Annotated in this window: 27 protein-coding genes and 1 tRNA gene; 14 read left to right on the forward strand and 14 right to left on the reverse strand. The window is 58.1% G+C overall.

Annotated elements, in window-relative coordinates; genetic code table 11:
- Positions 1-35: 35 nt before the first annotated feature.
- From AC2TAD_RS03280 to AC2TAD_RS03315, 8 genes are all read right to left on the reverse strand, one after another.
- The gene (locus AC2TAD_RS03280; RefSeq protein WP_480865902.1) at positions 36-1,181 is read right to left on the reverse strand and encodes an iron-containing alcohol dehydrogenase; all 1,146 of its coding nucleotides are present in this window, start codon (positions 1,179-1,181) and stop codon (positions 36-38) included.
- Complete coding sequence (locus AC2TAD_RS03285) at positions 1,178-2,560, reverse strand: aldehyde dehydrogenase family protein (RefSeq protein WP_480865903.1); 1,383 nt, start codon at positions 2,558-2,560, stop codon at positions 1,178-1,180. Before AC2TAD_RS03285 ends, AC2TAD_RS03280 begins: the two co-directional genes overlap by 4 nt.
- 92 nt (positions 2,561-2,652) lie before the next feature.
- Complete coding sequence (locus AC2TAD_RS03290) at positions 2,653-4,014, reverse strand: glutamine synthetase family protein (RefSeq protein WP_170752402.1); 1,362 nt, start codon at positions 4,012-4,014, stop codon at positions 2,653-2,655.
- Positions 4,015-4,070: 56 nt separating this feature from the next.
- Positions 4,071-5,756: a Na/Pi cotransporter family protein gene (locus tag AC2TAD_RS03295; protein ID WP_480865905.1), complete on the reverse strand. Its 1,686-nt coding sequence runs from the start codon at positions 5,754-5,756 to the stop codon at positions 4,071-4,073.
- Positions 5,757-5,904: 148 nt separating this feature from the next.
- Positions 5,905-6,939 carry a TRAP transporter substrate-binding protein gene (locus AC2TAD_RS03300; protein ID WP_480865907.1) on the reverse strand — a complete coding sequence of 345 codons (1,035 nt, stop codon included), beginning with the start codon at positions 6,937-6,939 and terminating at the stop codon, positions 5,905-5,907.
- Between the two features lie 51 nt (positions 6,940-6,990).
- On the reverse strand, positions 6,991-8,310 hold the full coding sequence (locus tag AC2TAD_RS03305; RefSeq protein ID WP_480865909.1) for a TRAP transporter large permease: 1,320 nt from the start codon (positions 8,308-8,310) through the stop codon (positions 6,991-6,993).
- The gene (locus AC2TAD_RS03310) at positions 8,307-8,891 is read right to left on the reverse strand and encodes a TRAP transporter small permease subunit (RefSeq protein WP_170354650.1); all 585 of its coding nucleotides are present in this window, start codon (positions 8,889-8,891) and stop codon (positions 8,307-8,309) included. Before AC2TAD_RS03310 ends, AC2TAD_RS03305 begins: the two co-directional genes overlap by 4 nt.
- Positions 8,888-9,643 (reverse strand): N-formylglutamate amidohydrolase, encoded by a 756-nt coding sequence (locus tag AC2TAD_RS03315; protein WP_480865911.1) that lies wholly within the window; start codon positions 9,641-9,643, stop codon positions 8,888-8,890. The genes AC2TAD_RS03310 and AC2TAD_RS03315 overlap by 4 nt, the downstream gene beginning before the upstream one ends.
- A 161-nt stretch (positions 9,644-9,804) precedes the next feature.
- On the opposite strand from AC2TAD_RS03315, the gene AC2TAD_RS03320 reads away from it, so the two are divergent.
- A complete protein-coding gene (locus AC2TAD_RS03320; RefSeq protein WP_480865912.1) occupies positions 9,805-10,668 on the forward strand; it encodes a MurR/RpiR family transcriptional regulator in 864 nt (287 codons plus the stop codon).
- Positions 10,669-11,507: 839 nt separating this feature from the next.
- Here AC2TAD_RS03320 and AC2TAD_RS03325 read toward each other — a convergent pair.
- Entirely contained in the window at positions 11,508-12,182 is a 675-nt protein-coding gene (locus AC2TAD_RS03325; protein ID WP_170354652.1) for a TIGR04283 family arsenosugar biosynthesis glycosyltransferase, read from the reverse strand.
- 73 nt (positions 12,183-12,255) lie between these two features.
- Here AC2TAD_RS03325 and ygfZ point away from each other — a divergent pair, with 73 nt between their 5' ends.
- Together ygfZ and AC2TAD_RS03335 are read left to right on the forward strand one after the other, a co-directional pair.
- The gene (ygfZ, locus tag AC2TAD_RS03330) at positions 12,256-12,993 is read left to right on the forward strand and encodes a CAF17-like 4Fe-4S cluster assembly/insertion protein YgfZ (protein WP_480865914.1); all 738 of its coding nucleotides are present in this window, start codon (positions 12,256-12,258) and stop codon (positions 12,991-12,993) included.
- A gap of 105 nt (positions 12,994-13,098) precedes the next feature.
- A complete protein-coding gene (locus AC2TAD_RS03335) occupies positions 13,099-14,043 on the forward strand; it encodes an ABC transporter transmembrane domain-containing protein (RefSeq protein ID WP_480865916.1) in 945 nt (314 codons plus the stop codon).
- A gap of 52 nt (positions 14,044-14,095) precedes the next feature.
- On the opposite strand, the gene efp is transcribed toward AC2TAD_RS03335, so the two are convergent.
- Positions 14,096-14,659: an elongation factor P gene (gene efp / locus AC2TAD_RS03340; RefSeq protein WP_480865917.1), complete on the reverse strand. Its 564-nt coding sequence runs from the start codon at positions 14,657-14,659 to the stop codon at positions 14,096-14,098.
- Positions 14,660-14,877: 218 nt separating this feature from the next.
- Here efp and AC2TAD_RS03345 point away from each other — a divergent pair, with 218 nt between their 5' ends.
- Positions 14,878-15,198: a DUF6280 family protein gene (locus tag AC2TAD_RS03345; RefSeq protein ID WP_108785849.1), complete on the forward strand. Its 321-nt coding sequence runs from the start codon at positions 14,878-14,880 to the stop codon at positions 15,196-15,198.
- 74 nt (positions 15,199-15,272) lie between these two features.
- Here the strand turns inward: AC2TAD_RS03345 and AC2TAD_RS03350 are convergent, their stop codons facing one another.
- A complete protein-coding gene (locus AC2TAD_RS03350) occupies positions 15,273-15,842 on the reverse strand; it encodes a cobalamin biosynthesis protein CobQ (protein ID WP_480865918.1) in 570 nt (189 codons plus the stop codon).
- A gap of 61 nt (positions 15,843-15,903) precedes the next feature.
- Between AC2TAD_RS03350 and AC2TAD_RS03355 the strand changes: the two genes are divergently transcribed.
- Positions 15,904-17,361, forward strand: a complete 1,458-nt coding sequence (locus AC2TAD_RS03355) for a cobyric acid synthase (RefSeq protein WP_480865920.1) — start codon at positions 15,904-15,906, stop codon at positions 17,359-17,361.
- A 3-nt stretch (positions 17,362-17,364) separates the two neighbouring features.
- Here the strand turns inward: AC2TAD_RS03355 and AC2TAD_RS03360 are convergent, their stop codons facing one another.
- From AC2TAD_RS03360 to AC2TAD_RS03370, 3 genes are all read right to left on the reverse strand, one after another.
- Positions 17,365-18,084 carry a hypothetical protein gene (locus AC2TAD_RS03360; RefSeq protein WP_480865921.1) on the reverse strand — a complete coding sequence of 240 codons (720 nt, stop codon included), beginning with the start codon at positions 18,082-18,084 and terminating at the stop codon, positions 17,365-17,367.
- A 74-nt stretch (positions 18,085-18,158) separates the two neighbouring features.
- On the reverse strand, positions 18,159-19,577 hold the full coding sequence (locus AC2TAD_RS03365) for a TolC family outer membrane protein (RefSeq protein WP_480865923.1): 1,419 nt from the start codon (positions 19,575-19,577) through the stop codon (positions 18,159-18,161).
- Between the two features lie 96 nt (positions 19,578-19,673).
- Positions 19,674-20,327 carry a protein-L-isoaspartate O-methyltransferase family protein gene (locus tag AC2TAD_RS03370; protein ID WP_480865925.1) on the reverse strand — a complete coding sequence of 218 codons (654 nt, stop codon included), beginning with the start codon at positions 20,325-20,327 and terminating at the stop codon, positions 19,674-19,676.
- A 227-nt stretch (positions 20,328-20,554) separates the two neighbouring features.
- Between AC2TAD_RS03370 and AC2TAD_RS03375 the strand changes: the two genes are divergently transcribed.
- From AC2TAD_RS03375 to AC2TAD_RS03415, 9 genes are all read left to right on the forward strand, one after another.
- A tRNA-Cys gene (locus AC2TAD_RS03375) sits at positions 20,555-20,628 on the forward strand.
- A 217-nt stretch (positions 20,629-20,845) separates the two neighbouring features.
- On the forward strand, positions 20,846-22,210 hold the full coding sequence (locus tag AC2TAD_RS03380; RefSeq protein WP_480865927.1) for a tyrosine-type recombinase/integrase: 1,365 nt from the start codon (positions 20,846-20,848) through the stop codon (positions 22,208-22,210).
- Positions 22,211-22,329: 119 nt separating this feature from the next.
- Entirely contained in the window at positions 22,330-22,959 is a 630-nt protein-coding gene (locus AC2TAD_RS03385; RefSeq protein WP_480865928.1) for a hypothetical protein, read from the forward strand.
- Positions 22,960-23,026: 67 nt separating this feature from the next.
- The gene (locus AC2TAD_RS03390) at positions 23,027-23,218 is read left to right on the forward strand and encodes a helix-turn-helix domain-containing protein (RefSeq protein ID WP_480865929.1); all 192 of its coding nucleotides are present in this window, start codon (positions 23,027-23,029) and stop codon (positions 23,216-23,218) included.
- Positions 23,218-23,748, forward strand: coding sequence for a class I SAM-dependent methyltransferase (locus AC2TAD_RS03395; RefSeq protein ID WP_480865930.1), 531 nt, complete (start codon positions 23,218-23,220; stop codon positions 23,746-23,748). Before AC2TAD_RS03390 ends, AC2TAD_RS03395 begins: the two co-directional genes overlap by 1 nt.
- Complete coding sequence (locus tag AC2TAD_RS03400; protein WP_480865932.1) at positions 23,745-24,080, forward strand: DUF6378 domain-containing protein; 336 nt, start codon at positions 23,745-23,747, stop codon at positions 24,078-24,080. Before AC2TAD_RS03395 ends, AC2TAD_RS03400 begins: the two co-directional genes overlap by 4 nt.
- A 98-nt stretch (positions 24,081-24,178) precedes the next feature.
- Complete coding sequence (locus AC2TAD_RS03405; RefSeq protein ID WP_480865934.1) at positions 24,179-24,691, forward strand: hypothetical protein; 513 nt, start codon at positions 24,179-24,181, stop codon at positions 24,689-24,691.
- Complete coding sequence (locus AC2TAD_RS03410) at positions 24,681-24,980, forward strand: hypothetical protein (RefSeq protein ID WP_480865935.1); 300 nt, start codon at positions 24,681-24,683, stop codon at positions 24,978-24,980. Before AC2TAD_RS03405 ends, AC2TAD_RS03410 begins: the two co-directional genes overlap by 11 nt.
- Entirely contained in the window at positions 24,973-25,908 is a 936-nt protein-coding gene (locus tag AC2TAD_RS03415) for a bifunctional DNA primase/polymerase (protein ID WP_480865937.1), read from the forward strand. The genes AC2TAD_RS03410 and AC2TAD_RS03415 overlap by 8 nt, the downstream gene beginning before the upstream one ends.
- Positions 25,909-25,919 lie beyond the last annotated feature (11 nt).

Genomic DNA, 25,919 nt, shown 5'->3' on the forward strand with positions numbered 1-25,919 from the left:
AGTATGCGAGGTGAGGGAGCGGGTCTGCAACCCTGTTACAGCGCGGCTTTGAACAGCGCGGTCAGGTTGTCTTCGGTCAGTTCAATCGGGTTGCCGCCACAGGACGGGTCAGTGATCGCGCCTTTGACCAGTTCAGGGATCGACGCTTCGGTCACGCCCAGATCAGAGAGTTTGCGCGGGATGGCAAAGCTGTCGTTGAACTCCTGCACAAAAGCGCGGAAGCCGTCAAAGCCGCCTTCTATGCCCAAATAGGCCGCGGCCTGCTGGAGCCGTTCGGCGATGGCGGGCGCATTGAAGTCCAGCACGGCGGGCATGCAGACCGCGTTGGTGGTGCCGTGATGGGTGTTGAACACCGCGCCAATCGGATGGCTCATCGCGTGGATCGCTCCGAGGCCCTTTTGGAACGCCGTCGCCCCCATCGCCGCCGCGCTCATCATCTGGGCGCGGGCTTCGATGTCGGTGCCGTCGGCATAGGCGCGCGGCAGGTAGTCCTTGACCAGCCGCATCCCCTCCAGCGCGATGCCCTGGCTCATAGGGTGATAGTGCGGGCTGCTGAACGCCTCGACACAATGCGCAAACGCGTCCAGACCGGTGCCTGCGGTGATGAACTTGGGCATCCCGACGGTCAGCTCGGGGTCGCAGATCACGACCGCAGGCAGAACCTTGGGGTGGAAGATGATCTTCTTCGCATGCGTTTCCGAGTTGGTGATGACGCTGGCGCGGCCCACCTCGGACCCGGTCCCGGCGGTGGTCGGCACGGCAATGATCGGTGCGATGGCGTCGGCATCCGCGCGAGTCCACCAGTCGCCGATATCCTCGAAATCCCAAACAGGGCGGGTCTGGCCGCACATAAAGGCAACCATCTTACCCAGATCCAGCCCCGAACCGCCACCAAAGGCAATCACCCCGTCATGGCCACCCGCATTATAGGCGGCAACCCCGGCTTCGAGGTTCTTTTCATTGGGGTTCGGGTCTACTTCGCTGAATAGCCCTCTTCCCAGCCCGGCGGCCTCAAGTATATCCAGAGTGGCCGTGGTGATCGGCAGATCAGCCAACCCCTTGTCGGTCACCAGCAGAGGGCGTTTCATCCCAGCAGCCGCGCAGGCCTCGGGCAATTCCTTGATCCGGCCAGCGCCGAATTTGATCGCGGTCGGGTAAGACCAGTTTCCAACAAGGCTCATGATGTCACCTTTTTCAGATGGTAGGATTTGGGACGTGTGAGGTTGTGATAGCCGATGACCGACAATCCGCCCCCGCGCCCGGTATTCTTGCAGCCGGTCCAGCACAGGCCCGGGTCCAAATAGTCAGCACGGTTCATGAACACGGTGCCGGTCTCGATCTGGTCGCCCACCTTCGCCGCACGATCCACATCGCGGGTCCAGAGGCTGGCAGTCAGGCCAAATTCGCTGTCATTCATCAGCGCGATGGCTTCTTCGTCCGAGGACACTTTCATGATGCCCACAACCGGGCCAAAGCTCTCGTCCCGCATCACGCGCATGTCATGGCTGACATTGGTCAGGATCTGCGGCGTCAGGTAGGCACCACCATCGTCCTCGGCGAAGGTCTCGATAAGAGCGACGGCACCTGCCGCGACCGCCTCAGAAATCTGCGCGCGTACCTCATCAGCAAAACGAACATTGGCCATCGGCCCGATCGTCGTCTCCTCGTCCAGCGGGTTGCCCAGCTTATAGCCCCTTACGACCTCTACCGCCTTGGCGACGAAATCGCCATAAAGGCTCTCATGCACATAAATCCGCTCGATACCACAGCAACACTGGCCCGAGTTGAACATGGCCCCGTCGATCAGCGTATCGACCGCCGCATCCAGATCGGCATCCTCCATGACATAACCCGGATCCTTGCCACCCAGTTCGGTGCCAACGCCGGTAAAGGTGCCCGCCGCCGCGCGCTCCATCGCCTGCCCGCCACCGACCGAGCCGGTAAAGTTCACGAAATCAAACGCTTTGCCCGCGATCAGATCATTGGTCACGTCATGGCTGAGGAACACGTTCTGGAACACATCCGCGGGCACTCCCGACGCATGGAACGCCTGCGCCATACGCTCACCCACCAGCAAGGTCTGCGTGGCGTGTTTCAACACCACCGCATTGCCCGCGATCAGCGCAGGCGCAACCGTGTTGATCGCCGTCATGTAGGGGTAATTCCACGGCGCCACCACAAACACGACCCCGTGCGGGATGCGCTTGATATAGCGTTTAAAGGTCTCATCCTCACCCACGGCGATATCGGCCAGAGCGTCTGAAGCAATTTCGGCCAAATGACTGGCGCGCTCATTGAACCCGCCAAACTCACCGCCATAGCGCACCGGACGGCCCATCATATGCGCAAGCTCAGGCACGATCTCATCATTCATCGCCCCAACTGCGGCCACACCTGCCATTACAAGATCAATCCGCTCCTGCAATGGGCGCGCCGCCCATTCCCCCTGCGCCGCACGCGCCCGCGCGGCGGACTTGAAAGCCGCTTGTGCCGACAGCACTTCACGCTCTGCATAAACCGATCCATCAATCGGCGAGACACATTTCAACATCTGCCCCATCTTTACTCCATTTCCGAAAGAAACAGGATCCCTGCTTCATCTGGCCAAAAATACCTCGGGGAGCGCGAGGGGCTGGCCCCTCGCTTCCACCGCTAAGCCCGCTCAAACCCGCGCGCAATTTCCCAATCGGTCACCACACGCTCGAACTCTTCAATCTCGACCTCTGCCGCGCGGGCGTAGTGATCGACCACGTCATCCCCCAGAGCCGCGCGCAACATGGCCGACCCATGCAACGCATCCCGCGCCGCACCCAGATTGCCGGGGATCATGCCCGTTTCCCCCTGGTAGACGTCGCCCTGTGTCGGAGGCTGCAATTCCAGCGCTTCCTCGATCCCGGCAATCCCTGCAGCCAGCATCCCGGCCATCGCCAAATAGGGGTTCATGTCCGAACCCGGAATCCGGCACTCCACCCGAACCGCCTTGGTGCCATCGCCGCAAAGACGGAACCCCGCCGTGCGATTGTCCACCGACCAGATGATCCGCGTCGGCGCAAAAGTACCCTTCATGAACCGCTTATAGCTGTTGATATAGGGGGCCATAAAATAGGTGTAATCAGCGGCGTATTTCAGCAAACCCGCCATATAGCTTTTCATGATACCCGACATGCCCAGCGGATCTTTTTCATCAAAAAAGGCTGGCACCCCATCCGCCCAAAGCGACTGATGCACGTGGGACGAGCTGCCGACTTTCTCATGATGCCATTTCGGCAGGAACGTCGCCGCGTGGCCGTGCTGCCAGGCAATCTCTTTCACCGCGTTCTTGGCGATCGAGTGATACTCGGCCGTCTCCATCGCGGGGGCGTATTTGATGTTTAGCTCTTCCTGCCCGGTCTCAGCCTCACCTTTCGAGTTCTCGACCGGAATCCCCGCGTTCCACAGATGGTTGCGGATCGGGCGCATCACATGCTCTTCCTTGGTGGTCTGCAGGATGTGATAGTCTTCGTTATAGCCCGAGATCGGCTCCAGATCGCGAAACCCTTCCTTGCGGATCTGGTCAAAGCTCTTCTCGAACAGGAAAAACTCCAGCTCGGTGGCGCACATGGCGTCATAGCCCATGGCCTTCAGCCGGTTCACCTGCTTTTTCAGGATGGACCGAGGTGCGTGGGGTACTTCCTCATGCGTATGGTGATCCAACACATCGCACATCACCATGGCGGTGCCCTCAAGCCACGGAACCGGGCGCAGAGTGCTTAGGTCAGGCTTCATCACATAGTCGCCGTATCCCCGTTCCCAGCTGGTGGCAGCATAGCCATCGGGCGTCGCCATCTCGAGGTCGGTGGCCAACAGATAGTTGCAGCAATGGGTCTCTTCCCACGCGCCCGCCACGAAATGCCCCGCGTGGAACCGCTTGCCCATAAGACGCCCCTGCATGTCGACCATGCAGACCAGCACGGTATCGACCTCACCGGCTTCGACCTTGGTTTTCAGGTCGTTCAAACGTGCTTCATTGCCCATCCCGTTCATCCTTTGTCACTTTCCGGGACTGTTGTCCCAAGCTCTTGCCCTCGGCCTTAGTCCTCGACCGTTTCGTTATCCATTTCCATCACCAGACGTGTCTCCAGCAGCTGCCCGCTTTGGTAGAGGATCGGATAGGCGATGGCGGCGATATGCCCGTGCAGGTCGCGCATGGCGCGCAACGTCTCAAGATGCAGATCGCTTGAGGCAAAGCTTTCGGTCTGCCCCCTCTCAAGCCGCTTCAAATGCGCCTTTCGGCTGTTCCGCGACAGGCGCTTAACCTCGGCCTTGTCCAGCACCAGACGGCGGGCGCAATCCATGTCATCCACCAGCAGCACATGACGAGCCAGTGAGAAACTGGCCAGCACCGCCGCGTGCAAATCCTTGAGTTCCTTCCAGCCCTGTGCCGAAAAATCGGTGCGTTCGGTGTGTTTGATCTGCGCGGTTCGGGTCATGCGGTTCGACACCACGTCGCCCGCCGCCTCAAGCCGGATCGCGTATTCGACTAGGCCGCGCGCGGCCTTGATCTGCGCTTTGTTCATGTTCTGGCGCGGCAGTCGTGCAACAAAGCGTCGGATTTCGGTCAGCTGCGCGTTCACCCTCTCATCCTGCTGCCACAGAGCCGAGATCGCATCGCTGTCATCCTGCTCATAGATATCCAGAACCGGGCGGAACATGCGCTCAACCTGTGTGACCATCTGCAACAGCTCATGCCGGACCGAGGACATCGCAACATTCGCCCCCGAAACGCTGGGATCGTTCAGTGGGCTAAGCGCGTCCGAGAAGTGGTCCATCGCGTGCGCCTTAACCTCGGGCTCGGGCAGCAGCAGCGCCATCGGTCGCTCCATCCAGTCCACGAACCCTGTGGCCAGCACAAAAACGGCGAGGTTGAATCCGATATGAGCCAGGATCAACGACTGCCCTGCCCCCGCGACCATCAACGTCTGATGCGTGCCGGTCACGTTGACCACAATCAGCATCACCAGCGCCGCGCTGCCGCGTAGCAGAAGGTTGGCCAGTGGAATACGACGTGCGGAAACGGTCAGGTCACGGGTCAGCCAGATCGGAATAAAGGCCGAGCCCAGATTGGCCCCAAGAACCAGCGACAGCCCGGCAGCAAAAGGGATGGCTCCGATCTGAACCAGTGTCACGCACATCAGGATCGTCGCAACCGAACTGTGCATGACAAAGGCCAGTACCGCGCCCACGATAAAGGCGCTGAAATAGTCGCTTTCCAGATAGCCCGCGATGGCGGGCAAAAAAGCGCTCTCGCGGATCGGGTCAACCGCATCGCGCAAGAACTGCAGTGAAACCAGAATGAACGCGATGCCCAGAACAATGCGCCCGATCAGCCGCACATTGGCGCGGTCGGACTTGAGGTACAGCCACCCGCCCAGCGCCAGCAGCACGGGCTGCAGCCAGCCCAGATCATAAGACAAAACCTGAATGACAAGCGCTGCGCCCAGATCCGCGCCCAGCACCCCGGCCAATGCAAGGCCAAAGCTGACCATGCCTGCCGCGGCAAAACCGGTCAGCAAAACTGTAACCGCAGCCGAGCTTTGCAGGATCGTTGCCAGAACCATTCCGGCCCCACCGGCAACAAAAGTGTTCGAGTGACGCGTCAGCAGCGACTGGAACAATGCGCCAAAACGTCTTTCGATGCCCGTACGGACCAGCCGCACCGCAAACAGCAGCAACATGGTCGCCGCAAAAATCTCGATCAGGAACCCAGCTATCGCCATTGGCCTATACCCTCCTCGCCCGGTTCACGCCAAAGCGCGACCAGCGTGTTCTTGTCTGTATCAGAGGCAAGCCTAGCATCAGGGATCGGGGGTCCAGAGGTCCAATACCGGCACGCGACCGAGGCCGCGCGCCGAAATTGTATGGAATTTAGCCGTAACGATAAGGCCGTCCGGCCTTGAGCATGTCGGCGTTATACTGCTTGAAGATTTCGACAACCTTGGCCTTGGTTTCGGATTCAGCTGCGATCTCATCCCAGAAGGCAACGGCGGCCTCTTCGACCTGCGCCCATTCTTCATCGGGGATCGTGGTCAGCTGCATCTTGTCGCCATTCACCCGCAGGCTGGCCTCGCCGCCCCAATACCACCATTGACGATAGTAGTGCGACTGGTCACAGCAGACACGGAACAGGGTCTGCAGGTCTTCGGGCAGCTCGTTCCAACGGTCCATATTGGCAAAGAACGATCCCGCCCATGCGCCCGAGATATTGTTCGTCAGGAAGTAGTTCGTCACATCGGCCCAACCCACGGTGTAGTCCTCGGTGATGCCCGACCACGCGATGCCGTCCAACTCGCCGGTTTGCACCGCGACCTCGATGTCTTCCCACGGCAGAGTGACTGGCACAACGCCGAACTGTGACAGGAAGCGGCCCGCTGTCGGGAAGGTGAAGACGCGCTTGCCCTGCAGGTCGGCCAGGCTGTTGATCGGATCTTTGGTGGCAAAGTGGCACGGATCCCAAGCACCCGCGCTGACGTGCTTGACGCCGACCTTGGAATATTCCTCATCCCAGATCTCGTTCAAGCCGTATTGGTTGAACAGCACCGGCACGTCCAGCGAGTAGCGCGAGGCAAATGGGAAATAGCCGCCGAACACGGTCACATCGGTGGGCGAAGCCATCGAGTCGTCATCTGACTGAACCGCATCAATCGTGCCCTTCTGCATGGCGCGGAACAGTTCTCCGGTGGGAACCAGCTGATCAGCATAGAACAGCTCGATCTGCATCCGGTCACCAGCGATCTTGTTGAACATCTCGATCGCGGGGTCGATCACGTGAGCAGCCAGCGCAGGACCGGCATAGGTCTGCATCCGCCATGTGATCGTGCTTTGCGCCAATGCCGGCGCGGCCAGAGGGGCAGCGGCAACGCCGACCCCGGCTGTTTTCAGAAACTTACGTCTTGTTGTCATGTCATTTCCTCTCTGTTGCAGGTTCGCGTGCCTCTTGAGCGGGCATTCTTGTTAATTTCCGTAGACATATCCGGGCAGCCACAGGGCCAGTTCCGGGAAGATCATGATTATCGTCAGCGCCAGCACCATCACCGCCACGAACGGGAAGATCGAGCGATAGATGTCGCGCAGCGTGATCTCGGGCGGGGCCATCGCGCGCATCAGGAACAGGTTATAGCCGAAGGGCGGCGTCATATAGGCGATCTGGGTAGTGATCGTATAAAGCACCCCGTACCAGATCAGGTCAAATCCGAGCACGCCCACCAAAGGCACATAGAGCGGCGCCACGATGACCAGCATTGCTGTGTCGTCCAGAAACGTACCCATGACGATAAAGCTGAGCTGCATCAGGATCAGGATCACCCAGGGCGACAGGCCAAGCTGTTCGGTGAACAGGTTGTCGATGGCTTTCACCGCACCCAGCCCGTCGAACACCGCGCCAAAGCCAAGAGCCGCAAGGATGATCCACATAAACATGCACGAAATCGCCAGTGTCTGCTTGGTGCAGTCTTCGAAAATCTTCCACTTCATGCGGCGTTTCACGACTGACACCACCAGCGCCGTCAGCGCCCCGATGGCCGAGCTTTCCACCAGCGAGGTCCAGCCATTCACAAAGGGCACCATCATAGCGGCAAAGATGATCAGCGGCAGTGCGCCCGCGCCCAGCAGCCGCAGCTTTTCCGCGCGTGGCACTTCATGGGCGTCTTTCATCGCGGGGCCAAGCTCGGGCTGAATGCGACAACGGATCCAGATATAGAGGATGAACATACCCGCCATCAGCAGCCCCGGCACGATCCCCGCCAGCCACAGCTGCCCCACCGGTTGCCGCGCAATCATCGCATAGAGAACCAGCACGACCGAGGGCGGTACAAGGATTCCCAGACTGGACCCCGCCTGAATGACACCCGTGACCATCGTCTTGTCATAGCCCCGCCGTAGCAGTTCCGGCAGCGCAATGGTCGCGCCAATGGCCATCCCCGCGACGCTCAGCCCGTTCATGGCCGATACCAGCACCATCAGGCCAATCGTGCCAATCGCAAGCCCGCCATTCACCGGACCCATCCAGACATGGAACATCCGGTACAGGTCATCGGCCAGACGGCTTTCCGACAGCACGTAGCCCATGAAAATGAACATTGGTAGCGTCAGCAGCGGATACCACTTCATCAGCTTCATCGCGGCCGAGAACGTGATGTCCTGCCCGCCTGTACCCCACAGGGCCAGTGCGGCCACTGTGGCAACCGCTCCGATCGCGCCAAAGACGCGCTGACCTGTGAACAGCATCAGCATCATCGACGCGAACATGAAAATGGCGATATATTCCTGGCTCATGCCCGAGCGACCCCGATTTCCTGCCCGTTGATCCGGGCAATGTCTTTGAAAAATTCCGAAATTGCCTGCAGCAGCATCAGGAAGAAGCCCAGCACCATGATCGCCTTGATCGGCCAGATGTAAGGCCGCCATGCGGTGGACGAGCGTTCTAGCCGCCCGATCTCTTCACTGCCGGTCAACAGACCAGTGAAGTACGAGATCGGAGAATCCCCCCAATATCCAAGGCTATAGGCGGTGGACCCCAGCCCGCCGTAAAACAGCACGCCCAAATACAGGATCAACAACAGAACGGTGAAGGCGTCGAACCACGCTTTTTTCTTGTGGCTCCAGTTGTGATAGAACAGGTCCATCCGCACGTTCGAGCCCAGCTGAATCGAATACGGCCCGCCCATGATGTAATAGGTCACCATGGCAAACTGCGCCATTTCCAAGGTCCATAGCGATGGCAGGAAGAAGGTTTTCGAGATCGACGACCACAGCAGGATGCCCATCATAACGAACAGACCCCACATCATCACCCGTCCGATCCTGTAATTGACCGCGTCAACAACACGGACATATACGCGCATGGCCCGGATCATTCTGCCGCCCTTTCTTCAAACCCTGAAAGAGTTCGCGATATCCAAGGAACAAGGCAGCCCGCCACCGCATTTTGCTGCTCGGGCGTGCGGATCAGATCATTCCGAACCTCGATCATCACATTCAGCAAACCATTCGGCAAAGCCTGCGCATCCAGAGTGTGTGCAACGCCATCAGCGGCCGAGTATGGCTCGTTCAACATGGTAACATAGGGGTTTTCAACCGCTTTATGCGCCATCATCGCTGCTGCAAACCGGTCATCGGCGCCGTGCAGGATACCCAGTTCGACCTGTCGGCGCTTGCCCAAATAGACCGGAGTGAAACTGTGGACCGTCACCATCAGCTCAAGCGTTCCCCGGTGCTGCAGGATCAGCTTGGAGAGGGCTTGGCGAAACGGTTCGTAGACGCCCTCAATCCGCGCCTGCCGTTGATCCTGCGTCATCCGAGTATTTGCGGGTATGTCGATATCTTCACTGCGCGACGGCATAGCGCCTTTTGCCTCGGGCGGCCGGTTGCAATCATAGACCAACCGGGACACACCACCATGTACCAGCGGTGCGGCCATTTGCACCGACATCCGCTTGGCCACCGCCAAAGCTCCGGGATCCCATGCGATGTGGCTTTCACGTGCCTCAGCACTTAGCCCCATATCCCCCAGAAACGCCGGGATCCGGTTCGACGCGTGCTCGCAGACAAGAACGACTTTTGGCGCACCGTCTGCCATATCCGTGTGAACGACTGTTCCGAAATCCAACCTACTGCCCTGCGATTCCCAAAATCCTCATTGCGGAAAAATTTCCACACAGTCCGATCACCTGTCAATAATTTTCCTGTATAATTTTCTCCACACTTGATCTTGATGAAAAATTATTCACATTATGCCTTTGTCGCATACAGGAGGATCGTTCAGTGCGGGTGACGGACAGGCTGCTGGCCCATCGGGACAAGATGACGCCCTCGGAACGGCAACTGGTCAGTGTTCTGCTGGATGACTATCCAATGGCCGGGCTGGGCAGCATTACCGAATTGGCCAGCACCGCCTCGGTTTCGACCACCACAGTTGCGCGGATGTTGCAAAAGACCGGGTTTGACGGCTATCCGCAATTTCAGGCCGCCCTGCGGGGCGAAGTGAAAGAGATGATCTCGGGGCCCATAGCCAAGCGCGACGTCTGGCAAAACGACTTGCCCGAGGAACACATACTCAACCGCTACTCCCAGCAATCCCTCGCCAATCAAAAGCGCACGATTGATGAGGTCGACCCAGAAGAATTCGACAGTTTTTGCAACCTGTTATCTGATCCCGATCGGCGCATTTTCATCACTGGGGGGCGCATCACGGGTACAATGGCGCAGTACCTGTACCTGCATTTGCAAATGATCCGTCCCGACGTCCGAATGCTACCGGTGGCTGCGTCGTGGACCCATGATCTGCTGGATGTACGCAAAGATGATGTCCTGATCGCGCTGGACGTGCGACGATATGAAAACTCGACCATGTTGATCGGTCAGCTCTGCCAGGAACGCGGGGCCGAGATTGTGCTGTTCACAGACCAGTGGCGTTCCCCCATTCACCGGCTGGCCAAACATACCTTTGCCGCACGGATCGCGGTGCCGTCCGCTTGGGATTCGATGGCGTCAATCCTGACACTGATGGAATGCGCCATCGCCGAGGTTCAAGAACGCCTTTGGGACTCAGTCAAGAACCGCACCGACGAGCTTGAGGCCGCTTTTGACCGCACCAAGCTGTTTCGTAAATTCGGCCAAAGCTCGGGTTCTTAACATCTGAATTTGCTATAATTTACAACTGCCCGTGATCAGTGTTGCCACTTGGGGGCCGCGCGTTCACTTTATGGGCATGAGCTTTATCGCCGATAACCAACTGCCGCTTCTGATCCTGTTCTTTCTGGTCGGACTCGTGGGCACCGGGTTTCTGTTCCGCAAACCTGCGGGGCATCGGGCGTGGAAACTGGCCGATCTGGTTTGGGTCGTGTTGGGCGGTATCGGTGCGTTGGTTGCCGTTTTGGCCGGTCTTTACACCGCCGACAGTTCTCGGTTGGACCGGCAGATCGACGTAGCCTATGCCGCAACCCTGGCCTTTGACCGAGACGCTGCCCGCTTTCGCCTGCGGTTTTGCGACCCGGCCTATGATGATGACATTGGCGTTCTGTGCGAAAAGGTGGAGTTCCTATCGGCCTCAACCGCCAGCAACGCTGACCTGCCCCTGTTTATCGCCGTGACCAACGAAGTCGCGCCGCTGCAAGGATTGCACTTCCTATTCGGACGTCAGGCAAAAGACGATATGGACGACGCACGCGCGATGGCCGCAAAGGCCAACGCTTTCGACATTGACCAGTTTCTTGTCTTTACGACCGTTGACGACAAGACCCAGATTGCCATCGACAATATGCGCCGCAAGGTGCCTGCGATAGCCGGTGACTATCTGATCCTTGCCCGAAGCTATGAGGATCTGATTGCGCAGGTCGGAAAGCTGAAGGACGAATGGGAATACCTGCAGGCCAACGCACATATCCTAGTGCTGCAGATTATCGCTTTGTGCCTTGTCAGCTTCGCCGCCCCGTTCCGATTGGGCAAGTCGATCGTAGAAATGCGCACTGCCTTCAGCGCCGATACGCCCGCGCCAGTTTTGCAGGATCTGCCCCCAGAAAATACCGCAACAGAGTCCACAGATTCCGCGCCCCTCGGCGCATCCACCCCGCCTTCTGGTATCGATCCGCGCTCGTAAACGCACGAGAAGGCAATAACGCGACGCCCCGCACCCGGCGCATAAGTGCAACGTCTTCCATGAGGGGTTGATCCGGGAACCCTCCGGCCTGTTCATAAGTCCGTCGCGGGATCAGCAACCCCTGATCCCCATAGGGTAACCCCAACACCCGGCTGCGCAGATTGGCCCATCCAGCAACCCAACCGGGCGCAAATCCCACAGCGCGAAACGCCAGTCGGAAAACCGCTGGCTTGCCTGATCGAAGGTGATCGCCGACAGCTTTGGTCCAACCATCCTCGAGAACCGTGTCGGCATGCAGAACCAGCAGCCACTCGCCTCTCGCCTGTTTGCACCCGCGACGCAACTGCCCGCCACGCGACGCGGCGCCGGTGACGATCTCGGCCCCGGCCTCATCCGCAATCTCCAGAGTTTGGTCGGTGGATCCGCCATCCGTAACGATCAATTCGCGGATCAGCCCGGTGTGCAGTCCTTCCATCAATGCCTGAAGGGTCGCAGGCAAGGTCTCGGCCGCGTTCAAAGTCGGAATGACAATCGAGATCGGTGCTGGCACGTGGATTACCCTCTGGTCTTGTCGGCGCGAACTCCTATATCACGGGACCGAGGGAAAGCACGAGGATACCCCCATGCCCAATCGCCGCATCCTGCGCCTGAGCGGCGCAGACACTGACAGTTTCCTGCAAGGGCTGGTGACAAATGACATCGGCGGGCTTCAGGATGGTCTGGTCTACGCTGCGCTTTTGACTCCGCAAGGCAAATATCTTGCCGATTTCTTCCTCAAGCGCGAAGACGATGCGGTACTGCTGGATGTGGCCGAGATTTTGGCCGAAGGGCTGGTCAAACGTCTTGGGATGTACAAGCTGCGTGCGGACGTCACCATCGAGGAAAGTGGGCTGAACCTGCAGCGAGGCACCGGCCCGGCACCACAAGGTGCCTTACCTGACCCGCGTCACGTTGACATGGGCTGGCGAGCCTACACCGCAGCACCCGAAAGCGATGATGACTCCGATTGGGATGACATCCGCGTTCGCCATTGCATCCCGGAAACAGGCATCGAGCTGACCCCAGAAAGCTATATCCTTGAATCCGGGTTCGAACTGCTGAACGGTGTCGATTTCAAAAAAGGCTGCTATGTCGGGCAAGAGGTTACAGCTCGGATGAAGCACAAAACCGAGCTGCGCAAGGGACTACGCCGCGTGACGGTAGATGGAAGCGCCCCGGTCGGGACTGAAATCTTTGCAAACGGCAAGCCAGTGGGAACCTTGTTCACCCAATCTGGCGGCGCCGGAATTGCCTATCTGCGACTGGATCGCGCCACAGGGGATATGCAGGCCGATCTGGCCAACGTTGGTCTAAGCGATTGAATTGTTGCGCAAGCGGCACGGCTGAACTGCGGCACAGCGCGTATAGATTGCACCCCCTACCCTGGCCCTGTCACAATACGGGCAGGTCACAAGACGGGTGCGGGCATGTTCAAACTATATAGGGCAATCTGGCGTGCCAGTGCCGGACGGCAGATCATCCTTATCATTCTTTCGATCGCCGTGGCCGCTTTGGCGGCTGTACCGCTTGAATTTCAGCGCGACATTATCAATCACCTTACAACCGACGATGTGCAGGCTGACCGCCTGTTATGGCTAGGGGCCGGTATGATGGCGGTCATTCTTCTAAGCCTCGGCCTGAAATGGGTTCTGGGTTATCGCGCCGGAACACTGGGCGAAGACATGGTCCGCCTGATCCGCCAACGGCTGTTGTTGCGTTCGGCCGATCTGAATGAAACCGGCGAAGATGTACGTAAGGGCACCATGACCACCGCCATTTCCGCCGAGGCCGAAGAGCTTGGCAAATTCGCAGGTGGTGCCTTTTCTGACCCCGTCGTGCAGATCGGGACTTTGATCAGCGTGATCGGCTATATCTCATCAACACAACCGGGACTGGGGCTGATCGCGTTCTCGATGATCGTTCCGCAGATCGTCATCGTGCTGGTTTCACAGCGCAAGGTGAACGTCTTTGTCGCCGAACGAGTCCGCATCCTGCGCAATGCGACCGACCGACTGACCACTGAGCAGATCGAGGAAACCTCGCGCGAGATCGAGACTGAATTCGATTCAATCTATGAAACCCGGCGCAAAATGTTCATCTGGAAACTATCCGCCAAATTCCTGCTGAGCGTCATCAATGGCGCAGGTACTGTTGGCATATTGATGCTGGGTGGCTGGCTGGTCCTAGAAGGCCGCACAGATGTTGGCACTGTGGTCGCTGCGACAAGCGGGTTGGCCCGGATACAGGGACCTACCGCGTTTCTGATCGCCTTCTACCGACAGGTAAGCGCCAACCGCATCAAGTATGAGCTGATGTTGGAACTGTTCGGCCCCAACCCCGAGCAATACCGCCACATCAAGCGCCGCACATAAAAAAAGGCCGCGTATGGTTGCTGACGCGGCCTCTTGGTGATTTCAACGCGGATCAGGCGCGTTCGGAGTATTCCATGGTCTCAGTGTTCACCACGATCATCTCATCCTGACCAACAAAGGGGGGAACCATGACCTTGATGCCATTTTCCAGAATGGCCGGCTTGAATGAGTTCGCCGCGGTCTGACCTTTTACGACCGGTTCGGTTTCAACGATCTTGCAGGTCACCTTTTGGGGCAACGAGGCGTTCAGCGCCTCGGATTCGTAGAACTCGACCACAATTGTCATGCCGTCCTGCAGAAAAGGGCGACGCTCACCCAACAGGTCCGATGGCAGTTCGATCTGCTCATAGGTCTCGGAGTCCATGAACACCAGCATCCCGTCGGATTCGTAGAGGAACTGCTGATCCTTCTGTTCCAGCCGCACGCGCTCAACCTTGTCCGCCGAGCGGAACCGTTCGTTCAGTTTCGACCCGTTGCGCAGGTTGCGCAGTTCGACCTGAGCAAAAGCGCCGCCTTTTCCAGGCTTTACGTGATCAACTTTTACAGCGGCCCACAGACCGTCATTATGCTCAAGCACATTGCCGGGGCGAATTTCGTTCCCATTTATCTTGGGCATGACATAAATCCTTCACAAACGGTTGATGCGTCAGTTGCGCTTCCTATATCTGGCGGGACAACACGTGGCAAGACAACGAAACCTTGCGTTGCAGGTGCAGCGAGCCATGCAGATGACGCAACGCAACTATGCATATTAGCTGTATCCGAATCACACTTTATCGGTCATAAGGACCGTCACGCCGAAAATGCAAGAGCAAGAACAACAAGGAAAACGAGATGAGAGATTTCGTTGACGGCACCGCCTTTAACAACGAACAAGGCAACCGTGCGCGCAAACTTTTTGCAGCCGTTGTGTTGGCTGCGCTGGATGATGCTATTGCCGATGACAAGAAATATGGCAATGGCCCCGAACAAATTGCCCGCTGGGCACGTTCGCGCGACGGCCGCGAAGTGCTGTCCTGCGCCGGTATCGACCCGAACGAACGGGTTGTGAGCGGCTTAATGGATTTCGTTGGTCGTGGTGTGCGCACCTCGGTTGCACTGTCGCGTGAAGAAAGCGAACGCCGTAACGCTGCTCAGCAGGCCGAAGCCGCCTGACCTAAGCCGCTGTTTCCAAGAAAAAGCGCGCTCGTGCATTGCAGAGCGCGCTTTTCTTTTGGCCAGTGGCTATCTCAGAAGAACATCAGCCATTGCCGCGCGACCCATATTTCCGCTCCAAGCAACACCCCAAAGAACATCTTGGTCGAAGCGTCTAACCCGCGCCGCCAGAGTATCACGTAGGATGCCGCACACGCCGTGATCGAGACGGGAACAACCCATTGCGCATGATGGGCACTGTCCCAATAGCTGACCGGGCTATGAAAAACCCAGTTGCTTATCGGCCAAAACTGCGGCCGCCCATCCCCGGCATGCAATACAAAGTCGGTTATCAAATGCAGTAACCCGGCCGAGGCCCCAAGGACCACAGGCCGCGCGCCCACCCACAGCGCCACGACTAAAGCCAACCCCCAAACCAGAAACGAATTGTCGATGGAGAATACTGTTTGCCATGCATCGGAATAGTACAGTTGCCCGAAGACCACCTGCTCGGGGATACCCAGAATGAACAGCGACACACCAGCCATCAGGTAAAGGGACAGATCCGGCAAAACTGATCCGATCAACACTGCGCGCAGAATGCGCCCTTGCGGCGGGCGGGCAAAGACGGCGGCTCCGATCAAAAGATGGGCGGGTGTGTTCATCCGGTCTTTTCCTCTCCCGTCAAATCGGGTCATGTGCCCGTCAGGTTATAGGAGATCAATCATGGTTCGCGCCATCATGATTCAAGGTACTGGCAGCAATGTGGGCAAATCGGTTCTCGTGGCCGGCCTGGCACGCGCTTATTCACGGCGTGGGCTTAGAGTGGCTCCGTTCAAGCCGCAGAACATGTCGAACAACGCAGCCGTAACCGAAAACGGAGGTGAGATCGGGCGTGCGCAGGCGCTGCAGGCGTGGGCTGCGAACAGGCCAACTCACACCGACATGAACCCGATCCTGCTGAAGCCCGAAACCGACACCGGTGCTCAAATCATCGTTCAGGGTCAAAGGGCGGGCACGATGAAGGCGGGTGACTACCGCAAGGACAAATTCAAGCTGTTGAGCGCCGCGCTGGAAAGCTTTGACCGTTTGTGCGGTGATGCCGACCTTGTCCTGGTCGAGGGCGCAGGCAGTCCGGCTGAAACCAACCTGCGCAAGGGTGATATTGCCAATATGGGATTTGCTTGCGCTGCAGGCGTACCCGTAGTGCTGGTCGGCGACATTCACCGCGGCGGCGTGATCGCGCAGATCGTGGGCACGCAGGCTGTGCTGGATGCCGGTGACCTTGCGATGATCAAGGGCTTTGCAGTGAACCGATTCAAGGGCGATGTGTCCCTGTTCGACGAGGGGCGCGATGACATCGCCGCACGTACCGGTTGGCCATGCCTGGGCGTCGTGCCGTGGTTCCAAGACGCCTGGAAGCTGCCCGCCGAAGACATGATGGACATCCGCTCTCACACCGGTGGGGCATGCAAAGTTGTAGTCCCGCAACTGGAACGCATGGCAAACTTCGACGATCTGGACCCGCTGTCTGCCGAGCCCGGCGTCACGGTCGAGGTCATTCCAGCTGGTCGCCCCCTACCCGGTGACGCGAACCTCGTGCTTTTGCCCGGCAGCAAATCCACCATCGGTGATCTGACCTATTTCCGCGCACAGGGTTGGGACGTTGACCTTTATGCCCATGTGCGGCGCGGGGGGCATGTGCTGGGTCTGTGCGGCGGCTACCAGATGCTTGGCAAGATCATCTCTGACCCCGAGGGCGTGGATGGGCGACCCGGTACTGTCGAAGGTTTGGGTCTTTTGAATGTTGAGACCGTCATGGTCGGACAGAAAAAAGTGACACTCCGAACGGCGCGCGCCCTACCGGGACACGAGCCGGTAACTGGATACGAAATCCACATGGGTCGCACGGATGGCCCCGATTGCGCGCGTGCCTGGCTCGAGGTTGCAGGCCGCGCCGAAGGTGCCACTGATACAACCGGACGCATCCGCGGCAGCTACCTGCACGGCATATTCTCATCAGATGCGTTCCGCGCGCGGTATTTGTCGGAACTAGGCGTAACTTCCGATCTGTCCTATGAGGACGGTGTCGACAAGACATTGGACGCACTGGCCGATCATTTGGAACAGAACATGGACTTGGACCGACTGCTTTCGCTGGCCGAAACACCCCGCAGGGCGTGAGCGTTAGTCGGGCTTGTGTTCCGCCAGCGCGCGGTAGATTTCGCGCCGCACCAGTTTGCGAACGTTGCGCGTGATCCGCTCACCCAATACGCCCTGCAGTTCTTCGCGAACCACCTGTGCGATCAAGTCCCGGAGCGCGTCTTCATCCAGCGGTGTGTGCTCCGTTTTAACGTCTTGCACCGGGTCAGCCTTCGCCGTCACCTTCGGATCGCGGATGAAAGTGGCTTTGGTTTCCGAGACGAGCGGTGCGTCAGCGGCAACTGGTTCGTCTTCGTCGGCCTCGGCCTGCCAACTCAACGACTGAGTCAAGGTCCCAGCATAGGCATCTTGACCTTCACCGTCGGGTTCCCACTGATCCTCTGTCTTGGCGATCGCCGCCTCCAGCGCTTCGATCTTCGAGCTCAGGCTTTCAACAGGATCGTTTACGTGATCTGTTGGCTCTTCAATGCGTGGCTCGTTTTCTTTCACTGCGTCGGACGACCGCAGAACCATGGGCTTCACAGAGACCTCGGCCGCATAGCCTGATACCTTCGTATCAGACGGAGTTTCCTTATCACCTTGGGATTCGCTTACGCGTAAGGAATCGGTCAGAACCAACCGGCCAGGCTTACGCGCACGAGTGGATTGCATGATATCCGGGATTTTGCGGCCTTCTTCGCTTACCAACCGCTTAATAGAGGACAGGACGTCCTCTACATTCCCGTTTGCGACATTGTCCGACATTCTTGAATACCACTCTTTCCTCAGGATTGAGTGTAGCCAAACACTTTCAACCTCACAACAGATAGTCGCGGCGTTTAATCACGCCGCAATGCTTTGAGGACGCGATCCAGATCCTTGCTCTGCCTGCTAACCTGTGCTGGGGCTTTCTTCACCAGATTGTAATAAAGCGTCGGATCATAAATCTGCACCGCAAGACCCAGGCGTTCAGCGGTAAGCAAGCCTTGCGCTTGCAGCAGCTGATATGCCGCCCGCGACCGTTCAGTGCGCGAAGCAACTTCGTTCAACTGCGCATCCAGCAGATCTTGCTGCGCATTAAGCACGTCCAGCGTAGTCCGAGCACCCAGTGTTGCTTCTTCGCGGATGCCATCAAAGGCAACTTGCGAGGCCCGAACCTGTTCTGTCGAGGCCCGAAGGCTAGCCGCTGCAGCCTGAAAGTTGGCGTAAGATGCCGAAACGCCCTGAGTGATGTCCTTTTGGACGTTTAGCAAGTTGGCGCGGGATGCATCACGTGTCGCCATAGCGCGACGGACCTGAGCGGCCAACGCACCGCCGGCGTAAATAGGTTGGTTGAAGTTCAACGCGATCGTTGCATCTTCGAGGTCATCATCATTGTCAAAGCTTTCGGTGATACCCGCATCGGCGTTCAGCGACACGTTCGGACCCAGATTGGCCCTTTGCTGCTGAACCAGCAGATCAAAAGCGCGCACTTCATGCTGCGAGGACAAGATCGCCGGGTGGTTGCGTTGCGCAAAAGCAATGGCCTCAGATTCTGAATTGGGAAGGCTCGGCAAATTGGGCTGACCCGCCGTAGCGCCGGGGGCATTACCAACAGCGTTCACATATTCGGCCTGCGCGGTGCTGAGGTTACCGCGCGCGACCGCCAGTTCTGCCTGTGCACTGGCAAGCTGTGCTTCGGACAGCGCCACGTCAGTACGAGTTACTTCACCAACGTCAAATCGGTCCTGCGACGCACGCAGTTCTTCGGCCGAGACTTCGACATCGTTTAACTGAATTTGGACGGTTTCTTCTTGAAGAACTACATCCAGATAAGCGTTCACAGCCCGGAACAAAACGGCTTGTTCGATATCAATCAGATTTTGACGCGTGGACAGAACGATTTCTTGCGCAGACTGTTTGCCCAGCACCGAAAAACCACCATCATAGATCAATTGGCTCAACGTCAGGCCGGTAAAGAAGTTAGTCGGTTCCTGACGGTTCACAACGTCATCAACAGTCGAGCGAGTGTAGTCTTGACTGATTTGCACGGTCCAGTTGATGATCGGCCGCAAAGCTGCCAGCGCAATCGCAACGTCTTCGTCAGCAGCACGCAGCAAAGCCCGGTTCTGCTCGAGCAACCCGCTCGTATTGTATGCCCCGATGAACGCATCCGTCAGATTATCCGCCCAGGCGAACCGCCCGGGTAAAACACTAAGCGCAATTCCGGCCGTCAGCGCCATCGCCTTGACCAGTTTACCTCCCGCTTTGGAACTCATCACGAAATCCTCTCAAATCAAAAATTACGCTGCCCTGTCGACAGTTTGCGTGTTTGTTTTCAACTAATCAAGGCGACAGAAAAAACTATCACGGAATTATAGCGAAAATACACTTTCTGTGGAAAATGCCGCCAAAACCGGTGCATTGGCGTTGAACGCATGACGCCAGGTCACACGGCCATTCGACTTATGACCGATCCGAACGGTGCCCAGTGCACCTTCCGTGAACACGCACGCAATTCGACCGTGGTCTTTCAACTGATCAATCAGCCTGTCCGGAATCTGCTCGACCCCTCCTTGCACCATGATCACGTCGTATGGCCCATGCTCGGTCGCGCCTTGCTCGAGCGGCCCGACATGGACGATGGCATTGTCGGCGTCTGCGTCCATAAGAATGGTCTGAGCCTCTGCTGCCAGGTCTTCGTCGTCTTCCACGGCCACGACCAATTCGGCCATCCGCGCTGCAATTGCTGTCGAATACCCCATGGCCGGAGCAATATCCAACACGGCTTCATCATTGGAAATATTCAACACATCCAGCATCTTAGCCAGAGTTCTGGGTTCAAGCATACAGCGACCGTTCCCGAGGTCGATCAGCTCCTCGACATACGCCGCCTCGCGCTGCGAATCCGGGACGAAATTCTCGCGCCGGACGGTAAGCATCGCGTCGATGATAGGAAATTTCGTGACGTCAGAGGGTCGGATTTGCGTGTCAACCATTGTACGGCGACGGGCTGCGAAATCTGTCATTGGATCGCTCGTTCTGTTCCCTAGTGTGCGTGGCTTGTGCCATATCCAGAAGAAACCGGCAACGCCTCAGTGCCTTCAAACTTACGATATCAGGCAATAATTCAGGACAAGAGCACTGCTGTGACAAATAAGCAGACTGAAATTTGCGCCCACCCCTCTGGACGCCCCAGACGAAAGCTGCTAAAACGCCGGCCACACCACGACAAGTATTTGATTTTACTTGAAAAGGCGAGTTGGCGGAGTGGTGACGCAGCGGATTGCAAATCCGTGTACACCGGTTCGATTCCGGTACTCGCCTCCACCCCCCAAACCCCAACAAATATGGCCGAAAACCCCATAAAACAGGGGGTTTCCCGCTTCATTCCGTCGATGCCGAAACTGCACTGAAATGCACCGCGATGACCCAACATCGCCGGTTTGTCTGGAAAAAACCTGGAATCTTTTTTACATTCAGCGTGGGGCCAGACGCGGCAACGTCCGACCCCGACACAGCCGAGCCACGGAAAGGAACACCGGCCATGCCTAAACAGAAACTATCAGCCCGTGAAATCGCGGCAACCCACATCGAAGCCGCCTTAGATACTGGCGTCCGTGGTGAACTACGCGACGCACTCAAGAAGGCCGCTGACATTGCAGCCGGACGACGCGCAACAACAATCACCGACCTTGAGTATCGACATCTAGCCGAAGGCGGCAAGCTGGCTGACCCTGACCGACCAGGTCTTTTGATGCGCAACGGAAAGCGCACCGGCAAAGTCTGGATATACCGTTACGAACATCCGAAGACCAAAAAGCAGGTCGAACTACAATTCGGCCGGTTTCCAGAACTCGGCACCGCCGAAGCGCGCGAGTTGTGGCGCACCCTGCGAGAACAACGACAGGCAGGACATGAACCAAGTCTGACAACAAACGATGCTGACGCGCCAGCCGGTCCGACTATCGGTGAACTGGTCAAGCGGTTCATGGCCGAGTACGCGCGTCCGGTAAAAGCGGCTTCGTCGGCGCGCGAAGACGAACGCATGTTGTCGAAACATATTCTGCCACACTATGCAGACCTGCCCGCATCCGACTTCGACCATCTGAAAGCAAAAGCTGTGTTGTCCAACATCCACCGGTCCGGCGCACCGCGCGAGGCTGAGAAGGTCCGGTCTGTTCTGTCCACCATGTTCAACGTGGCATCCGGCAAAACCCGCAAAATATCGACGCTTGACGGTACATGGTTACCACCCGACCACCCCAACCCCGTTGAAGCGGTCATGTTGCCCAAGCGCGAACCCAAACAACACAATCCGACGCCAGCAGAATTGCGCAACTACGTCCGCAATCTCGACCAGCTAGGCGTGTTCGGCGATGTGCTACGCATACAACTGGAAACCTTTGCCCGTATCGCCGAGGTCACGGGAATGCGTTGGGATGAAATCGACCTGGACAGCGCGACATGGACGCTACCCGCAACACGGTCGAAGAACCGAAAGGCGCACACCGTCATGCTGGCCCACCAGACCGTCGAGCGGTTACGCACACTGAAAGCCGACAGCCAGTCAGAATTTGTCTTTACCGCACGCACAGACGCGACACGTCCGCTATCAACATCACTGGCAATCAACACGCTTGGTAAGAACCGCGACAAGCTTGGGATTCCTGCCGAGTTTACCAGCCACGCGACACGACACGCCGCGCTAACATGGGTTGCCGAGAACGGCGGCGGTCGTGACATCCGCGACCGGTTGTCCAACCACACGCCACCGAAAGACGGTGCGGACCACGTTTACGTTGCCGCCGAACACAACGAAGCCGCCCGCCAATGGACGCAGCGTTGGGTTGACCACCTGACCGGTCTTGAAGCTGACAACGTGACCAACATCGGGGGTAAACGGGCATGACCAACATTCAGTTTAATCTCATCAGCGGCGACGAAGCCTAACAACTGCATAGCGACCCGAACACGGTTTATTCTGTCCGCGGGTTTTACGCCAAGAAGGACGACGAAGGCCGGTTCTACATGGTCGACCAACCAGACCACCACCACAGGCTTTTAATCCTTGGCGGTTGGGACGAACCGGACATCGTATGGAAGACGCCGGAAGACGCGAACAAGTATCAACGCCGACTCCTGAAGCGTATTGACGAACTGGAATACGCTGTTGGTGACATGGGCAGCGACATTGCCCGCGAACGCAACACAGCCAGCGAACTGAACGACATCGTGGGTCGGTTGCGTGAAATGTACGCCCACCTAGAAAACGAAGCCGGTGACCGTGTCCGCGAACTGCTTGACGAAATCGACAACTCCAAAGCCAAACTCGGCCGTTTCAAAGTAGGACCGGCGAAGGGTCGTGCGGTTGGAGCCAGTAAAGCAGATGAGCGGCGAGAGTGGTTTGCGCAAAATAAATCGGTTGCTTTGGCAGAAGCCAAAGGTGACGTCGGCCTTGCACAATCACTAATAGCCCTCTGGATGCGTGAGTGGGCGACCGGCCATCCCCGGCAGACCCCCGACGACGCGTGGAAACTCGGCACGATTCGCAACAATTGGCGTAAAGTAGGCTGGCCGAACACGCCCGAGTCTGTCACAACCGTGCAGGCTTATGTCACGACCGTCGACGGTTGTGAGCGAACAAACGATAATTCGTGACCCGCCCTAGCACGGCGGGTCTTTTCTATTCCTGAGAGCGCACAAGCGCGCCTCGGAAAGGAATAGAATGACACGAGAACCAGATTTGAAAGTCGGTGACGCCGCGAAAGAACTCAGCATCAGCGAACGCTTTGCATGGGAACTAATCCGCGGAGGTGAACTGCAATCCTACAAGGTCGGCCGGTCGCGTCGCATCCCGCGCGAAAGCCTGGACGAATACAAAACCCGCCAAGCGGTTAAAGTCAAAGGCGCGGCGTGATGAGCAAACGATGCCATCGGTTCGAGCGTCGGCCGCGTAATTATTATCCGACGCCCGCGCCAGCCGTCCCGCCGCTTATCCCACATATCCAGACAGGAATCCGCTTTGCCGAACCGATGGCCGGTGACGGCGCGCTGGTTGACCACCTGAACCGCGCGGGAATGACCTGCGTTCACGCATCCGACATAGAACCACGCCGTGAGGATGTGGCGACGCTGGACGTATTTGACTACTCGGCCGCATCGGACGTCGACGTCATTGCGACCAACCCGCCTTGGGAACGCAGAACGCTTCACGCGGTCATCGAACACCTGTCCGACCAACGTCCGACCTGGCTTCTGTTCGACGCCGACTGGATGCACACGATGCAAGCCGCGCCTTACGTGCCGAGACTGACAAAGGTCGTTGCAATCGGTCGTTTGAAGTGGATTCCAGACAGCAAGCACACGGGCAAAGACAACTGCGTCTGGGGCTTGTTCCAGAAGGCGTCAGCCAAACCCGCGTCTTTCTATGGGAGGCAAGCGGCATGAACGGCGCGCAACAGACCGCCCGTGTGTTGAACCACGTCACCGACATCGTGGTCCATCGCCAGAGCAAACACGGCGACGCTATCCAGACGCACGACCGGATAGCAAAATTCTGGTCCGCCTATCTCGACCGCCCGCTAACGGCAACCGACGCGGCCATCATGCTGAACTTGCTGAAAGTCGCGCGCATCGCGGAAAGCGCTAGCCCGCCACAAGACACATTTGACGACCTGGTCGGCTACTCAGCCATCGCGGCGGCATGTGCCGAAGCAACAAGACCTCAACCGGACCTGTTTAACGGCGACATCTTGGAAAGCGAGGTGCCAGCCACCTGAAAACAAACGAAACGCAACGGACACACTTTCCGTTTGCATGAAAAATGACCCGCCGAAGCGGGTCAGTATTAGAAACAACCATGAATGGAGGGACCACAATGGCCCGTATTCGCAAAAGCCGTCGCGCCGCCCCCGGTCAAAATAATAGCAACACACCGGCGTCAGTCAAAATCGACCTGAAAACCGCCGCTGCTCAAGCCGCTGTGACCGTTGAAGACGGTGACTACGACGTCGAGATTGTCGACGCAGACTTTGCCGTCAACGACCGCAAACAGACCGTATCGTTGCGGCTGACTCCGCAGGTCATCGGTTCGGATGAACGCATCCGCTTGCAACCGCTCTGCATCCATGACGGCGGCGCGCCCGACGTGCCTTGGTACGTCAAACGCAACGCCAAGCTGGTGACCGACATCCTAGAAGCCGCTGGCAAACCGGTGCCGGACAGCTTCGACGACCCGTCAATTTTCACCGGCCTACGCATCGGCATCGCGGTCATCGAACAGCAAGACGGTCGCGGTCTGCCCATCAACGAACTGACCGAAGTCTATGAACTGGACGCAGTCGACAACGTCACCGACCTGAAGAAAGAAGGTGACCGTGATGCCGGCTAAATTCCCGCCCACAGATATGACCGCGGACCAGTTCAACACGTACTGGAACGAACAACTCGAACTTGGGGACGCGAACCAGATAACGATATCGCTTGCTGGCGGCTTCGTTGGCGAAGGCCCCGAATATATTAGCGTCGACTACTCCGAAGACCTCCTAGCGCGCATGCGCAAACGTTCCGACATGGCACGCAAAATAATGCTGGCGGCGATTGAGATGCTTGCAGAACACATGGTGTTGGAAGACTGGTCGTCAGCCGCACCGCACTACACGGAACCCGGTGATGTCTGACGCAACGACCTTTGCCGAAGCCGCACCGGATATGCACGCGAACGGCTATGCGCCTATTCCGCTGGCACCGGCTACCAAACAACCGATGCTGACCGGCTGGTCGTCGCTTAACGGCGACGGCTGGCAGGTCGACCGGCTAGCGGCTGAAATCAGGCACAACGCAGACGCCGCCTGTGGTTGGGCGGTCGGACCGAACAGTCTGGCCGTGGATGTCGATGTCATCGACAAAGACATCGCCAGCGAAGCCGCCAACATCGTCGCGCAAACACTCGGAGACACGCCGCTTGTCCGCATCGGTCAGGAACCGAAACGCTTGTTGATATACCGCACGGACGGGACGGTCCGGTCGGCCAAGCCACATCCGGTCGAACTGTTTAGCGGAACAGGACAGTGCGCCGTGTTCGGCTGGCACGCAAAGGCCGGACGACCCTATCTCTGGCCGCAAACCAACCTGCTGACCCTACCCGTCGACAGTTCCGACGTCCCGCTGGTGACGTCCAGCCAGGTAGCAACGATGATGTCCCGCCTTGAAGGACCGTTGCGACCGCTCAGACGCAGCACATGGGCCACACAGCGCCGGTCAGCTACCTCGCATCATGCCGACCCTCAAAAGCACCTTGCGAACCTTCTGCGTCGCCTACCGTGGCGCACAGCGGCCCGTCGCGTGTTGGAAGCGGCCGACGAAGGCAACCGACACACGTCGCTCTATGCCGTCATCACATCCGCCCGTCGCCACATCATCGACGAAGACGCGCTGGTCGCACTCATGGAACGCCACGCCGCCGACCTGCTGGACGACATCGGGGTCGAATACGTCGAACGCACGCTGGACAGCATTTACGGCCCGCCAGCCGAAAAAACGCCGGATTGGGCGCAACAAATCCTGACAAGCCGTGCTGGCATGGAAAGAAAACGCGCAAGACGCTGAAAAGAAACAAA

The sequence above is a fragment of the Ruegeria sp. HKCCD7628 genome (assembly GCF_057221005.1).

Excerpts from the sequence above, each read along its gene's own strand:
- AC2TAD_RS03365 (WP_480865923.1), bottom strand. The coding sequence starts at position 19,577 with ATGAGTTCCAAAGCGGGAGGTAAACTGGTCAAGGCGATGGCGCTGACG.
- AC2TAD_RS03280 (WP_480865902.1), bottom strand. The coding sequence starts at position 1,181 with ATGAGCCTTGTTGGAAACTGGTCTTACCCGACCGCGATCAAATTCGGC.
- AC2TAD_RS03290 (WP_170752402.1), bottom strand. The coding sequence starts at position 4,014 with ATGGGCAATGAAGCACGTTTGAACGACCTGAAAACCAAGGTCGAAGCC.
- AC2TAD_RS03310 (WP_170354650.1), bottom strand. The coding sequence starts at position 8,891 with ATGATCCGGGCCATGCGCGTATATGTCCGTGTTGTTGACGCGGTCAAT.
- AC2TAD_RS03350 (WP_480865918.1), bottom strand. The coding sequence starts at position 15,842 with ATGAACACACCCGCCCATCTTTTGATCGGAGCCGCCGTCTTTGCCCGC.
- AC2TAD_RS03370 (WP_480865925.1), bottom strand. The coding sequence starts at position 20,327 with ATGACAGATTTCGCAGCCCGTCGCCGTACAATGGTTGACACGCAAATC.
- AC2TAD_RS03390 (WP_480865929.1), top strand. The coding sequence starts at position 23,027 with ATGACACGAGAACCAGATTTGAAAGTCGGTGACGCCGCGAAAGAACTC.
- ygfZ (WP_480865914.1), top strand. The coding sequence starts at position 12,256 with ATGCCCAATCGCCGCATCCTGCGCCTGAGCGGCGCAGACACTGACAGT.
- AC2TAD_RS03295 (WP_480865905.1), bottom strand. The coding sequence starts at position 5,756 with ATGGCGATAGCTGGGTTCCTGATCGAGATTTTTGCGGCGACCATGTTG.
- AC2TAD_RS03400 (WP_480865932.1), top strand. The coding sequence starts at position 23,745 with ATGAACGGCGCGCAACAGACCGCCCGTGTGTTGAACCACGTCACCGAC.
- AC2TAD_RS03385 (WP_480865928.1), top strand. The coding sequence starts at position 22,330 with ATGGTCGACCAACCAGACCACCACCACAGGCTTTTAATCCTTGGCGGT.
- AC2TAD_RS03405 (WP_480865934.1), top strand. The coding sequence starts at position 24,179 with ATGGCCCGTATTCGCAAAAGCCGTCGCGCCGCCCCCGGTCAAAATAAT.
- efp (WP_480865917.1), bottom strand. The coding sequence starts at position 14,659 with ATGCCCAAGATAAATGGGAACGAAATTCGCCCCGGCAATGTGCTTGAG.
- AC2TAD_RS03395 (WP_480865930.1), top strand. The coding sequence starts at position 23,218 with ATGAGCAAACGATGCCATCGGTTCGAGCGTCGGCCGCGTAATTATTAT.
- AC2TAD_RS03410 (WP_480865935.1), top strand. The coding sequence starts at position 24,681 with ATGCCGGCTAAATTCCCGCCCACAGATATGACCGCGGACCAGTTCAAC.
- AC2TAD_RS03415 (WP_480865937.1), top strand. The coding sequence starts at position 24,973 with ATGTCTGACGCAACGACCTTTGCCGAAGCCGCACCGGATATGCACGCG.
- AC2TAD_RS03300 (WP_480865907.1), bottom strand. The coding sequence starts at position 6,939 with ATGACAACAAGACGTAAGTTTCTGAAAACAGCCGGGGTCGGCGTTGCC.
- AC2TAD_RS03305 (WP_480865909.1), bottom strand. The coding sequence starts at position 8,310 with ATGAGCCAGGAATATATCGCCATTTTCATGTTCGCGTCGATGATGCTG.
- AC2TAD_RS03355 (WP_480865920.1), top strand. The coding sequence starts at position 15,904 with ATGGTTCGCGCCATCATGATTCAAGGTACTGGCAGCAATGTGGGCAAA.
- AC2TAD_RS03335 (WP_480865916.1), top strand. The coding sequence starts at position 13,099 with ATGTTCAAACTATATAGGGCAATCTGGCGTGCCAGTGCCGGACGGCAG.
- AC2TAD_RS03345 (WP_108785849.1), top strand. The coding sequence starts at position 14,878 with ATGAGAGATTTCGTTGACGGCACCGCCTTTAACAACGAACAAGGCAAC.
- AC2TAD_RS03360 (WP_480865921.1), bottom strand. The coding sequence starts at position 18,084 with ATGTCGGACAATGTCGCAAACGGGAATGTAGAGGACGTCCTGTCCTCT.
- AC2TAD_RS03285 (WP_480865903.1), bottom strand. The coding sequence starts at position 2,560 with ATGGGGCAGATGTTGAAATGTGTCTCGCCGATTGATGGATCGGTTTAT.
- AC2TAD_RS03380 (WP_480865927.1), top strand. The coding sequence starts at position 20,846 with ATGCCTAAACAGAAACTATCAGCCCGTGAAATCGCGGCAACCCACATC.